Source organism: Absicoccus porci (genome assembly GCF_003725415.1).
Lineage (GTDB): Bacteria > Bacillota_I > Bacilli_A > Erysipelotrichales > Erysipelotrichaceae > Absicoccus > Absicoccus porci.
The window spans coordinates 407,798-421,621 of the sequence record NZ_RJQC01000001.1; the positions used below are offsets into that span (position 1 = coordinate 407,798).

Below are 13,824 nucleotides of genomic sequence, written 5' to 3' on the forward strand. Positions count from 1 at the left end.
GTTGGAATATGTAATAATAATCGCAGTAATGCTTACAACAGGAGGCATTGTTGCTTATGACAAAAATAGGTATATTAAACTTTATTGTAGATACATTATTTGCGGCTTTTCTTTTGGTCGCGTTGCCATGGTTAGACAATGATTTTCAATCCCGTTTATTCGTGGCTTATCTTTTAATGCAAATCATTGTGGGGCGATATCGTCGCATTGTTCTTTTAGCGACCGATGAACTGCGTTTGTGTATCATGAGTCATGTCTATGCATTCATGATTGATTTTTTGATCATTTGGTCCTATTCACCTAAAGATTGGAAAATCTTGGTTTTATTCATTCTTTTATGCTTTGTCTTTGATGTATGGTTTGCCATCTTTTCTAGACACCATTTCCGCAAGTATTTCGAACATCGTGTCATGGTCATTGGCGTTGGACCTTCTGCCGAGCGTTTTCGTACGACTGTAGCGCATAATCGTTTTTCAATGTTTGATATTCGAGCTTTTATCAATTGTAACCATGTTCCTGAATTTGAAAATATCCATCAGCGCGAATTTGTGCAATCGCGTCGTATCTATCCCTTCTATGAAATGGATGCATTATTAGAAACCCAGCATATTGATACAGTAATCATTGCAATCACCCAGATGAATCAAAGAGATATCCAACGCATCATGAATAAAGTGCAGGATGTCGCTGAGAATGTCTATTTTGTTCCTCGTTTGGAAAATTTAATTACGTTTGATACAAAAGTGGAAGATTATGACGGCCAGTTGTTGGTGGCCAATTCTTCTGGTTCGATCACAACGTTAAGTGCGTTTTGTAAACGGTTGATGGATATTGTCTTTGGCCTTTTGGGTTGTATTCTTTTGCTTCCATTGTCCCTCTATGTCAAGATCATCAATGTGAAACATGGCGATCATGGGCCCATCTTCTTTACGCAAGATCGGATTGGCAAAAATGGAAAATTGTTTAAGATTTATAAATATCGAACCATGGTGCCTCATGCAGATCAGATCCTGGATGAATTAATGGCAAAAGATCCAGCCATTCGCAAAGAATATACCATCAATAAGAAATTAGAACATGATCCACGCATCACCAAGGCTGGCGAATTCTTACGTAAAAAAAGCTTGGATGAATTTCCTCAATTTATCAATGTCTTAAAAGGAGAAATGAGTTTAGTCGGTCCTCGACCTTATTTACCAAAAGAAAAAAAGGATATGGGGGAACATTATAAATTCATCATTCAAAGCAAGCCGGGCCTTACGGGGATGTGGCAAACCCATGGCCGTAGTGATGTCACGTTTGATGAACGCTTGATGCTGGATAACTATTATTCCCATAACTGGAACATTTGGTTAGATATTACGATCATTTATCGAACCATCAATATTGTCTTGGGTGGAAGAGGTGCCATGTGATGCAGCCATTATCTATTTCAATTGTAGCGTTTCATGATTATGACGACATCAAAAAAGCCATTACTTCGATCGTTCAATATACATCCATTCCCTATGAAATGTATGTTTTTGATAACAGTGTTGACGATCCTCAAAAAGAAGAATTTCAATCGTTTTTGCAGGTCAATCATGTACACTATGTGGATAACCACGAAAATCAAGGCTTTGGGAAAGGGCACAATCATGCACTGGAATATATCGATTCTAAGTATCATGCCATCATCAATCCCGATATCGTGATCCAAGAAGATGTGTTTGGACCCATCTTTCAATATCTAGATCATCATCCAGAAGTCGGCATGGTCATTCCCAAGATCGTGGATGATACGGGACATCTTCAAGAAGCGTATCGAAAAGAAATCACTGTTTTTGATATGTTTACCCGCTATTTCGGACGGCACATCTTCAAAAAACGGATTCAAGACCATACCCTATCGTATATGGACTATTCCAAACCCTTTCAAGTTCCTTTTGCGCAAGGATGTTTCCTTGTTATTCGCACGAATCTATTTCGAAAACTACATGGATTTGATGATCGTTTTTTTATGTATATGGAAGATGCGGATTTATCCAAACGCATCAATCAAGTATCGAAAGTCATGTATTTTCCCGATGTCGAAGTGATCCATCATTGGCAAAAGGGTTCGCATAAAAATAAGCGTTTATTTAAGATTCATGTACAATCGGCACGAAAATATTTTCATAAGTGGGGTTGGAAATTATGGTAAAAAAAGTTAAAAATGTCATCGTGATTTGTGACTTTGCGTATATCGAAGGCGGGGCTTCTCGCGTGGCACACGAAAGTGCCATCGCCCTTTCTAAAGACTATCATGTAACCTTATTTGCAGCGGTTGGACCGGTATCGGATGAACTGCAAGCATCCAAAGTAAATGTGGTGTGTTTGGGACAAAAAGATATCTTACATGATAAAAATCGTTTGCATGCGGTGCTACAAGGTTTATGGAATAAAGAAGCAAAAGAAAAATTATCGAAAGTATTAAACCATTTTTCTTGTGAAGATACCATTGTTCATGTCCATACGTGGACCAAGGGAATCTCTAGTTCGATCTTTGAAATATTAGAAGAAAAAGGCTTTCAAGTGGCACTGACAACGCATGATTATTTTTTAGTATGTCCCAATGGTGGTTTATATAATTATCCACATCATCATATTTGTGAAATTGAACCAATGAGTGGAAAGTGTATTCGTACAAATTGTGATGCACGAAATTATGGACATAAACTATTTCGTGTTTGTCGGCAAAAAATTCAAAATGATCACATTCGTCCTCGAAAGAATATTTCTTATATTTTTATCTCCAATTTTGCTTCAAAACAATTGTTGAGAAGATATCCCCATATTCAGAAGCATTATTTTTTAGAAAACCCCATCAATTTTACGAATCGTTTTCAAGTCAATTGTGATGAAAATCAAATGTATCTCTATGTAGGGCGATTAACGGATGATAAAGGCATTCGGATTTTTTGTGAAGGCGTCACCAAAGCTCATGTACCAGCTGTTGTCATTGGCATGGGCGTTTTATACGAAGAATTAAAAGAAAAGTATCCAAATATTGAATTTGCGGGCTGGAAAGAAAAAAAAGATATGGTACCTTATCTAAAACAAACGCGCTGTTTTGTTTTTCCTTCCACTTATTACGAAGCCAGTCCTTTAACACCATTGGAAATGTTGGCTTGTGGCATTCCTTGTATTGTTTCGGATAAGAATGCATCCAAAGACATCATTGAAGAAGGAAAGAATGGCTTTTTGTATGATGGCTATCAAAGTGAAGCATTAAAACAAGTCATTGAACGATGTCAAGAGGATGATTTGATCAAAACAATGAATACGTATATTTATCAAACTTTTGATACGACGAAATATTCCATGGACAATCATATTCGTCATTTAAAAGAAATATATCAAAGCATCTTAAATGGAGGTGACTAAGATGGAATTGTCCGTCATCTTGGTTGCTTATAAAAGTGGCCCCATTGTACGACAAGCTTTGGAATCCATTGCCCAATACAATGATATTGGTGATGAATTGGAAGTCATCGTGGTCGATAACAGCCCGGAAAAGGAAAGAATCTATCCAGATATTCAGGATATTCCTCTGCCTCATTTTCAATATGTGCCCAGTGACAATCGAGGTTTTGGAGCAGGTAATAATGAAGGTGTCAAAGTATCGAAGGGAAAGATCCTTGCCTTCTTAAATCCAGATATCATTTTGGTGGAACCTATCTTTAAAAAAATTATCCAGCGATTTCAAAAGGAATCCATTGGTATGTTAGGCATTCAATTGTGTTATGAAAATGGCAAGCCAGGCTTTTCTTTTTATAATGATTATCAAATGTCTATTATAAAAAAATGGACACTTAAGTTATGGAACAAAATGGGACGATTCAATCCAAATCAAATGTATATATCCGGAGCCGATATGTTTGTTCCTCGGGATTTGTTTATCCAAGCGGGGATGTTTGATGAACATATGTTTATGTATTATGAAGAACCAGATCTCAAACGTCGTATTGAAAAGCTGGATCCAAGTAAAAAAAGTGTGTATGATGGATCTTTAAAAATGATTCATTTGGAAAAAAAGAGCACGCCATCTTCTTTAGCGATGATTGGTCATGAAATGGATTCCAGTGTATATTATGGAAAGAAATATGATTTAGATTATCAGAAAAAATTAGTATTTGAATATAAGTATTATGGCACAAAAGAAAAGGTGTACCGGATCATCAATAAAGAGAAAGCCAAACAAATGCATGAAATTCGAGTGTATATGAAAGAGAGGATGGATGCACATGATATCGGTTGCGATGGCAACGTATAATGGGGAAGTTTATTTACGAAAACAATTGGATTCGATCCTCCATCAATCTTTACCCGTAGATGAAATCATTATTTGTGATGATCAATCGAGTGATGGAACGGTGGATATTATTCAAGAATATATAAAACAATATCCTCACATTCATTTATATAAAAATGAACAGAATTTAGGATATAAACGCAATTTTAAAAAAGCATTGTCCTTGTGTTCAAAAGAATATATCTTTCTTTGTGATCAAGATGATATCTGGGATTCAGATAAAGTCAAAGAAATGGTCGCCATCATGAATAATAATCCCGAAATGGAAGCATTAGCTTCTTCTTTTACATTTATAGATGAGCACGACCAACCAATTTCCATTCGTAAGAAAAAAGGCTTTTCCAACAACAATCTTTATATCAAAGAAGTACGACCCAATGATATTGTGGAAGTAAAATTTGATGAGTTCCTGAATCACAATTATTTTCAAGGATGTTCTTTATTGATTACTTCTTCACTACGAGATGGTTTTATGAAACGTTTCAGTACCAAATTGCCTCATGATTGGATCATCAATCTGATTGCGTCGAAACATGGCAGCATGTATTTTTATAATCGATCTTTATTTGGATATCGGATCCATTCGAAGAATACGATTGGTGCTAAAGATGCCAATCTGACAACGAGTGAACACGTCAAAACAGCCAATGAAGAAAACACACGAATCTTGGTCTGCCAGGATGGTATGAAAGTATTAGAAACCATCAAAGAAGTAAACCCTGAGTTTTATGCAGAGAACAAAGAACGATTTGATGCCTATTATCAATTTGATAAAGAACATATCGAAGCTATCCAAAATCGAAAGTTCTTTCGCTTATTGAAACAAAATTTCAATCCGTATTATCGACATCTAAAATCAAGAAAAGCACGGTGTATGGACCTTATCTTTGTTTTAATTCATTGAAATGTATGTAAAGAATCTATATAATGGACATGTTTGAGGGAAAGCATGAGTGATTTAAGAACATTGGTAATCATACCTGCCTATAATGAGGCATTAAATATTGAGAAGACAGTAAATGACATCATTCAACATGCACCGCAAGTGGATTATGTGGTTGTGAATGATGGATCCAAAGACAATACGTTGGAAGTATGTCGCAAAAATCATTTTCATACGATTGATGGGTTTTGTAACTTGGGTTTGTTTGGAGCAGTCCAGACAGGCTTTAAATTAGCGATGGAACAAAACTATGATGTTGCCATTCAATTTGACGGGGATGGGCAACATTCAGCTACATATATTCCAGCTTTAGTTGAGGAAATTGAAAAAGGAAATCAAATTGTGATTGGATCGCGGTTTGTGACGGAAAAAAAGCCTTGGACCGCACGTATGGCAGGTTCCAGATTGATTGCTGGTGCTATTAAACTAACCACAGGAAAGACAATCAAAGATCCAACCAGTGGTTTTCGTGCCTATGATAAAACCTGCATTAAAGAATATGCCTTGGATATGAATAATCCACCAGAACCAGATACATTGGTGTATATGTTGAAGAAACATTGTAAAGTGAAAGAAGTCCAAGTCCAAATGAGTGAGAGAGAGTTTGGCGAGTCCTATTTAAATCTGAGCAATACGATTAAGTATATGAGCCGTATGTTGGTTTCCATTTTCTTTATTCAACCATTTCGAAAGAGGTAAGTATGTCATTACGTTTACAATTTGTGTTTATCTGTGCTAGTATCTTAACCTTTATTTTTGTGATTCATAAGATTCGCAAACAAGGATTAAATATCAGTCAATCCATTGTATGGATTTTATGGTCCATTTTATTATTGATTCTTAGCGTATTTCCAGGCCTTGCCCTATGGGCATCCAATAAACTGGGATTCATGAGTGCAAGTAACTTTATCTTTTCTTTATTTATTTTCTTTCTATATATCATCACATTTTCACAAGCCAGTGAATTATCCAAAGTGCAAGATAAGAATAAAGAATTGATCCAGAAGTTAAGTATTAAAGAATATTTGGACGAACAAGAAAAGAAGTAGAGAAAGGATTTTTGTATGTATTGGCTATTATCATTGGTATTTTGGTTTTTCATGTTTAATTTCTATTATTTTCTAGGAGATGTACTTCTAGATTTTTTTGGTTATGAGAAAAATGCTGGAAAACGATTGATTATTGGATTTGTTTTTACTTTTGTTTTCTGCTTTGTTGTTGTATTTCCGTGCCAAATTCTACATTTGAGTTGGTCAATTTATTTTACTGCGCAAATTATATTATTTTTGATAATTATTTTTTCATTAATTATCATAAGACATAATTTAATTGTGGAAAAATACGTATACTTGAAATCTAATTTTAGAACAGCAAGCAAACTTTTTATTAAGGATAATTGGATTCTTCTTTCTTTTGTAATATTGTTTACTGCTTTTGCTATATCAAATCAATTGCCGTATTATTATATGAATTATGATGATGGATTCTATTTAGGAAAAATGATAAATTCGATTGGTACTCCAGCGTTAGAAAATGAAAATTATTTTAATGGTTCTTTGCTACAAAAGCCGTCCATTACTTTGGATCGTATATTAAATACTTATGAAGTGAGTTATGCATTTTTTTCCTATATTTTTCATATCCGGATTACATTTTTTACGCGAGTTACAATGGCTTTAAATAATTATTTTATATTTTGCGTTGTTTGTAAAGAAGTATCTAAAATACTTATTAATAATAAAAAATATTCGCAATATGTGCTTGTACCCTTCTTTTACTTTCTTATTCCACAGGGGTATTTAATGTATGGTGCATCCAGTATACATATTCGGTCATATGATTTATGGCAGTTTCAAACGGCGATGTTTTACGGTGGGAGCATTGTAAGAAGTTTATCAATACCATTATTAATGATATTTAGTTGGTCATTATTGCAAGTAATAGAGTGGAAGAAAATAGTTTGCGTTGGTTTTATTATTCTAAGTCTCTTTTCTTTTTCAACTGTAGCATTGCCAATTGTTGTACTATTTGGTTTTCTTTTTTTAGGAATAAAGTTGATTGATATGTTTATTGTAGAATTTAAGTATAGAAACAGTAAACATTTAATGCTTCTTATTTTATGCACATTGTTATACATATTCGTATTAATAGGAACGAAAGGATTAGATCATTTTCAACTCGGAAATATGACAAAAAAATTTGCTGAATCCACTGTTGAAGTAAACAAATGGATAATAGCTTATTATAGTCAAGATGTTTTGTATTTATACGGCTTTGTCCCTTGCATTATTAGTTTGTTTATTTGGAGAAAAAATCGATATCAAGTATACTTTCCACTATTTATTTTATTTTTTTATTTATTAATTAGGAATATGTTTTTCAAAGAACTTGTGTATTATTCATCAATGAATGTATTTTTTGTTATTTTGCGGGTTTATTCGATGATGCAATATACTATTCTTTTTATGTTTGGAATTTGCTTAGTACAATTAATTCAAAATATAGCAGACCATTGCAATATTGTGTTTGAAATCTATGGAATAGTTGTGATGTCAAGTGTGTTAATGATTGTTGGATTTAATATGAACTCTATAAAAAAATATGATTTTTTAGGATCAGGTATGACATCAAAAGGTTATGACTTTAGCAGAGTAACAGATATTAATACCTCTATGGCACCTGACATCACGATACGGGTTGGTGATTATTTTAATACGTTGCCTTATGGAAATTATCGATTATATGTTTCAAATGGTGTTCCATACGATAAGATAAATATTCCAGATATTTCATTTAATGTCGTGTCTAATCGTATCCAACTTCATACAAGGAATGGTTTTGGTAAAATGAGTGTTAATAGCGAAATGTTGTTGAATAAATTCTGTGTTGGAGAAGATGTATCTTTTTATAGAGTTCAATCATTAATGAAACAATACAACATAGATTATATATTGGTTACAAATGTAAAATCAAAGCAACGTTTATTACAAGCTGGATATGATATGGTCTTATCAAATAAAGGATTTGATAAAAATCCGTATTATCTATTTAGAGTGAAAAACTATGAATAATTATTATTCTACCGGTCAATTTGCGAAACTCGCTAATGTCAGTCAACGAACGATTCGTTATTATGACAAAATTGGTTTATTAAAACCGTCTTGTATCTTAGAGAATGGATATCGTCAATATAGTGAGAAAGATTTCATTCGTTTACAGAAGATCATTACGTTACGAAATTTAGATTTTTCAATTGAAGATATCTTTTCCATGATGTCTTCGGAAGAAACATTAAAAGATTCGTTGCATCTGCAATCGAGTTTGGTACAGGCAAAGATCAATAATTTACAGAATTTAAAAGAAGCTTTGGATATTGCGGCTTCATCCATTGAAAAGAATGCTTTTGATTGGTCAAATTTGATTTCGTTGGTCCAAATGAGTCAGGATAATTCATCCATCATCAATCAATATATGACATCAAAGAATTTGGATGTACGAATTGCACTACATGAAAAATATTCACAGAACCCAATGGGATGGTTTCCTTGGTTGTATTCTCAAATCGATTTTCAAGGAGTCAATCGATTGCTTGAAATTGGTTGTGGATCGGGTGAACTGTGGAAAAACAATACATTAAATTTACGCAATCGGGAATTCTTTTTATCGGATAGTTCCGAAGGAATGGTATCGGAGGTTCGTGAAAAATATGGCTCTGCATTTAATTGTATTGTAGCGGATTGCGAAAAGATTCCATTTAAGGATGCCTATTTTGATTGCGTCATTGCGAATCATGTTTTGTTTTATTTACAAAATTTACATCAGGGAATTGCGGAAATTTGTCGGGTATTAAAACCAGATGGTGTATTGTATTGCAGTACATATGGATCCAACCATATGAAAGAAATCACAGCTTTAGTACAAGCTTTTGATTCTAAAATCACATTATCTCAAACGAATTTATATGAAGTATTTGGACTAGAAAATGGAAAGGATATACTGAATCCTTATTTTTCATCGGTTGAAGTTTCCTATTACCCAGATGAATTGATTGTGGATGACGCGCAACCTCTGGTGGATTATATAATGAGTTGTCATGGCAATCAAAGTGAGATCATTGGACCAAGACTTATAGAATTTAAAGAATTTATTCAAAAACAATTGCCTCTTCATATCACAAAGGAAGCGGGGGTCTTTATTTGTAAGAAATAATACTTGACCCTTACGTTACGTAAGGGCTTATTATTATGTTGTTAAGGAGGTCTTCTTTTATGAAAGGCATTATTCTAGCGGGTGGAAGTGGAACAAGACTGTATCCATTGACGAAAGTGACAAGTAAACAATTATTACCGATTTATGATAAACCAATGATTTATTATCCAATGAGCATTTTAATGAATGCTGGGATTCGTGAAATTTTAATTATTTCAACACCAGATGATACCCCTCGTTTTCAAGAATTATTAGGGGATGGCCATGATTTTGGTGTGGAATTATCCTATAAAGTACAGCCTTCTCCGGATGGATTGGCCCAAGCTTTTATTTTAGGTGAAGAATTTATTGGGGATGACAGTGTCGCTATGATTCTAGGCGATAATATTTTCCACGGTCATGGTTTGACAAAACGATTGCGTGCTGCGGCTAAAAAAGAAGTGGGTGCAACGGTGTTTGGCTATTATGTAGAAGATCCTGAACGATTTGGTGTTGTTGAATTTGATAAAGATGGAAAGGCCGTTTCTTTGGAAGAAAAGCCGGCTCATCCAAAATCAAATTATGCAGTTACTGGACTTTATTTTTATGATAATAAAGTCGTTGACTATGCGAAAAATTTGAAGCCTAGTGCGCGTGGGGAATTAGAAATCACAGATTTAAATCGTATTTATTTAGAAAATAATGAATTGAATGTCACGCTATTAGGGGATGGCTTTACTTGGTTGGATACGGGTACCCATGAATCTCTAGTGGATGCAACCAATTTTGTGAAGACCATTGAAGATCATCAACATCGTAAGATTGCTTGTTTAGAAGAGATTGCTTTCAAAAATGGTTGGATCGATCGCAAACAATTGGAAGAAATCTATGAAATCTATAAAAAGAATCAATATGGTGCGTATTTGAAGAAAATCATGAATCAAGAATATGTAGAACAGGAGTGGGCTGAATAATGAAAGTAACAGAAACAAAAATTCCCGGTGTATTGATCATTGATACCGATGTGTTTGGAGATCATCGTGGATGGTTTACGGAAACTTATGAAAAACCAAAATACGAGAAAATAGGCGTAGATGTAACATTTGTCCAAGATAATATGTCTTTTAGTGCCAAGAAGGGAACGCTTCGTGGTTTGCATTGGCAAAATCCGCCTTATGCACAATCCAAGTTAGTAAGTTGTATTAAAGGAAAGGTCATTGATGTTGCCGTAGATATTCGTAAGGGAAGTCCTACATTTGCACAATGGGTCAGTGTTGAGCTGAGTGAAGATAATCATCGTCAATTCTTTATTCCACAAGGATTTGCACATGGATTCTTGACGTTAACAGATGATGTTAAATTCATGTATAAAGTGGACAATGTCTATAATAAAGAGAGTGAGGGTGGCATGCGCTATGATGATCCAACCTGTGCTGTGGATTGGGGATCACTATTAAACGGTATCGAACCAGTACTTAGTGAAAAAGATCAAGTAGGGCCAACCCTAGAAGAATCGAATAATCAATTTGTTTATAATAAGTAGGAGGAAAACACATGAAATTTTTAGTAACTGGTGGTGCTGGATTTATTGGTGGTAACTTTATGCATTATATGGTCAATACATATCCAGAAGATGAATTTGTGAATCTAGATAAATTAACATATGCAGGTAACTTAGAAACTTGTAAACCTATTGAAGATAAACCCAATTATAAATTTGTGAAAGGCGATATTGCGGATCGTGATTTTATCTTTCAATTATTTGAAAAAGAACATTTTGATGTAGTTGTAAACTTTGCGGCTGAATCTCATGTTGATCGTAGTATTGAAGATCCAGAAATTTTTGTAAAGACCAATGTGATGGGGACAACTACCTTATTGGATGCTTGTGTAAAATATGGTATCAAACGATATCATCAAGTATCTACGGATGAAGTCTATGGAGATTTACCTTTGGATCGTCCAGATTTATTCTTTACGGAAGAAACGCCAATTCATACTTCCAGTCCATATTCTTCGGCAAAAGCAAGTGCAGACTTGTTTGTATTGGCTTATCATCGTACATATGGTTTACCAGTTACAATTAGTCGCTGCTCGAATAACTATGGACCTTATCATTTCCCAGAAAAATTGATTCCATTGATCATTTCACGTGCTTTGAATGATGAAACCATTCCTGTATATGGAACGGGAGAAAATGTGCGTGATTGGTTGCATGTATATGATCATTGTACAGCTATTGATTTGATCATTCGTAAGGGAAGAGATGGTGAAGTATACAATGTGGGTGGACACAATGAGCGTACAAACCTACAAGTTGTGAAAACTGTATTGCATGCATTGAATAAGCCAGAAAGCTTGATCACATTTGTTGCAGATCGGAAAGGTCATGATCTTCGATATGCCATGGATCCAACCAAATTAGAAACTGAATTGGGATGGAAACCAAAATATACATTTGATACTGGTATCCCACAAACCATTCAATGGTATTTGGATAATAAAGAATGGTGGGAAAACATCATTAGTGGTGAGTATCAAAACTATTTCCAAAAAATGTATGTGGATAAAGGAAGAGCAGAAGAATAATGAAAGTATTAGTAACAGGTGTAGCCGGTCAATTAGGCCATGATGTCATGAATGAATTGGCATCACGAAATTTAGAAGGATATGGAACGGATCTTGCAGAAACGTATGCAGGCATTCAAGATGGAACGTATGTTTGTCGTGCACCTTATGTTTCTTTAGATATTACAGATGCACAAGCCGTTCAAAAAGTGATGGATGAAGTACATCCGGATGCCGTTGTGCATTGTGCAGCATGGACAGCGGTTGATAAAGCAGAAGATATGCCAGATGTCGTTCGTAAAGTGAATGCAGAAGGTACGAAGAATATTGTGGATGCTTGTAAAAAATACGATATTCCTGTGATGTACTTTTCAACGGATTATGTATTCAATGGTGAAGGCACCGATCCTTGGATGGAATATGGACACCGTGAACCATTGAATGTGTATGGACAAACCAAATATGAAGGGGAATTAGCTGTTGAAAGTTATCCAAAACATTTTATCATTCGAATTTCTTGGGTATTTGGAAAGAATGGAAATAATTTTATCAAAACGATGTTGCGTTTAGGGAAAGAGCGTGGTGCCGTCAGTGTTGTCAATGATCAAATTGGTATGGTTACCTATACTTACGATTTAGCTCGTTTAGTGGTAGATATGATTCAAACGAAAGAATATGGAACCTATCATGCAACCAATTCCGGTGATTTTATTAGTTGGTATGATTTTGCCAAAGAAATCTTTAAACAAGCCGGCATGGATGTACCAGTAACTTCAGTGGATAGTAGTGCATTCCCAGCCAAAGCCAAACGTCCAAAGAATAGTCGTATGAATCAAACCGAATTGGACAAACACGGATTTACACGTTTACCTGATTGGCATGATGCATTGGCACGATATTTAAAAGAACTGAAGGATTGAATGAAAATCGTATTCATGTATAATAAAGTCAGTAAATAAAAGTCTTTACTGGCTTTTGTTTTTTTATGGAGGTGAAGGGATTGCCCAACACTATACATACATTTGTAGTTCTTGCATATAAAGATTCACCTTATTTGAAGTCTTGTATCCAATCGGTAATTAACCAGTCATATCCTAGTCAAGTAATCATTGCGACTTCTACGCCCAATGCATTTATTCGAACAATGGCTGAACGCTATCATTTACCTGTTATTGTTAATGAAAAAGCCAAGCATACAATAGGTGATGATTTTGATTTTGCACGAACATGTGTTGATTCCGAATTGGTGACGATTGCACATCAGGATGATATATATGCAAAAGACTATGCAAAAAATATTGTGGATGCTTATAAAAAAAATCCAGATGCTATAATCCTATTTTCAAATTATTTTGAAATTCGTAATAATCAACGAGTGTATGACAATACCAATTTAAGAATAAAGAAGAAGCTTTTGTCTTGTCTAAAAGTATCCAGTGCTCATTGTAAGCGATGGAGCATTTCTCTAGGTAATTCTATATGTTGTCCAGCTGTTACGTATAATAATAATAGAATTTCCTATAAAAAAATATTTGATTCTGATTATAAGAGTAATGTAGATTGGTTTGCATGGGAAAAATTGAGTCGGTTAACTGGCCGTTTTATCTTTGTTGATAAACCTTTAATGGGACATCGTGTACATGAAGAATCTACAACGACACAAATTATCGAAGACAATACCCGAACAAATGAAGATTTGGATATGTTGAAAAAATTTTGGCCTTCAATTATTGCGAAGATACTAAATTATGCATATAGAAATGCGGAGAAGAGTAATTCAGTTTAGGGGAGA

General features: G+C 34.6%; 14 protein-coding genes. All 14 read left to right on the forward strand.

Going from position 1 to position 13,824, the window contains the following annotated elements; genetic code table 11:
• Window positions 1-56: 56 nt before the first annotated feature.
• The 14 genes from EDX97_RS02090 to EDX97_RS02155 all read left to right on the forward strand — a co-directional run bounded on the left by EDX97_RS02090 (window position 57) and on the right by EDX97_RS02155 (window position 13,818).
• Window positions 57-1,415 (forward strand): exopolysaccharide biosynthesis polyprenyl glycosylphosphotransferase, encoded by a 1,359-nt coding sequence (locus tag EDX97_RS02090; protein WP_128519533.1) that lies wholly within the window; start codon window positions 57-59, stop codon window positions 1,413-1,415.
• Entirely contained in the window at window positions 1,415-2,182 is a 768-nt protein-coding gene (locus tag EDX97_RS02095; RefSeq protein ID WP_221175866.1) for a glycosyltransferase family 2 protein, read from the forward strand. Before EDX97_RS02090 ends, EDX97_RS02095 begins: the two co-directional genes overlap by 1 nt.
• A complete protein-coding gene (locus tag EDX97_RS02100) occupies window positions 2,176-3,405 on the forward strand; it encodes a glycosyltransferase family 4 protein (protein WP_128519535.1) in 1,230 nt (409 codons plus the stop codon). The genes EDX97_RS02095 and EDX97_RS02100 overlap by 7 nt, the downstream gene beginning before the upstream one ends.
• Window position 3,406: 1 nt before the next feature.
• Window positions 3,407-4,294, forward strand: a complete 888-nt coding sequence (locus EDX97_RS02105) for a glycosyltransferase family 2 protein (protein ID WP_128519536.1) — start codon at window positions 3,407-3,409, stop codon at window positions 4,292-4,294.
• A complete protein-coding gene (locus EDX97_RS02110; RefSeq protein ID WP_245977977.1) occupies window positions 4,260-5,237 on the forward strand; it encodes a glycosyltransferase family 2 protein in 978 nt (325 codons plus the stop codon). The genes EDX97_RS02105 and EDX97_RS02110 overlap by 35 nt, the downstream gene beginning before the upstream one ends.
• Window positions 5,238-5,282: 45 nt before the next feature.
• Window positions 5,283-5,975 (forward strand): glycosyltransferase family 2 protein, encoded by a 693-nt coding sequence (locus EDX97_RS02115; protein WP_128519537.1) that lies wholly within the window; start codon window positions 5,283-5,285, stop codon window positions 5,973-5,975.
• Between the two features lie 2 nt (window positions 5,976-5,977).
• On the forward strand, window positions 5,978-6,325 hold the full coding sequence (locus EDX97_RS02120) for a DUF2304 domain-containing protein (RefSeq protein WP_128519538.1): 348 nt from the start codon (window positions 5,978-5,980) through the stop codon (window positions 6,323-6,325).
• Between the two features lie 15 nt (window positions 6,326-6,340).
• On the forward strand, window positions 6,341-8,347 hold the full coding sequence (locus EDX97_RS02125; RefSeq protein ID WP_128519539.1) for a DUF6077 domain-containing protein: 2,007 nt from the start codon (window positions 6,341-6,343) through the stop codon (window positions 8,345-8,347).
• Window positions 8,340-9,485, forward strand: coding sequence for a MerR family transcriptional regulator (locus tag EDX97_RS02130; protein WP_128519540.1), 1,146 nt, complete (start codon window positions 8,340-8,342; stop codon window positions 9,483-9,485). The genes EDX97_RS02125 and EDX97_RS02130 overlap by 8 nt, the downstream gene beginning before the upstream one ends.
• Window positions 9,486-9,544: 59 nt before the next feature.
• On the forward strand, window positions 9,545-10,438 hold the full coding sequence (rfbA, locus tag EDX97_RS02135; RefSeq protein ID WP_128519541.1) for a glucose-1-phosphate thymidylyltransferase RfbA: 894 nt from the start codon (window positions 9,545-9,547) through the stop codon (window positions 10,436-10,438).
• On the forward strand, window positions 10,438-11,007 hold the full coding sequence (rfbC, locus tag EDX97_RS02140) for a dTDP-4-dehydrorhamnose 3,5-epimerase (protein WP_128519542.1): 570 nt from the start codon (window positions 10,438-10,440) through the stop codon (window positions 11,005-11,007). Before rfbA ends, rfbC begins: the two co-directional genes overlap by 1 nt.
• An 11-nt stretch (window positions 11,008-11,018) precedes the next feature.
• On the forward strand, window positions 11,019-12,053 hold the full coding sequence (gene rfbB / locus EDX97_RS02145) for a dTDP-glucose 4,6-dehydratase (protein WP_128519543.1): 1,035 nt from the start codon (window positions 11,019-11,021) through the stop codon (window positions 12,051-12,053).
• Window positions 12,053-12,952 carry a dTDP-4-dehydrorhamnose reductase gene (rfbD, locus tag EDX97_RS02150; protein WP_128519544.1) on the forward strand — a complete coding sequence of 300 codons (900 nt, stop codon included), beginning with the start codon at window positions 12,053-12,055 and terminating at the stop codon, window positions 12,950-12,952. Before rfbB ends, rfbD begins: the two co-directional genes overlap by 1 nt.
• Window positions 12,953-13,017: 65 nt before the next feature.
• On the forward strand, window positions 13,018-13,818 hold the full coding sequence (locus tag EDX97_RS02155; protein WP_245977978.1) for a glycosyltransferase: 801 nt from the start codon (window positions 13,018-13,020) through the stop codon (window positions 13,816-13,818).
• Window positions 13,819-13,824: the final 6 nt, after the last annotated feature.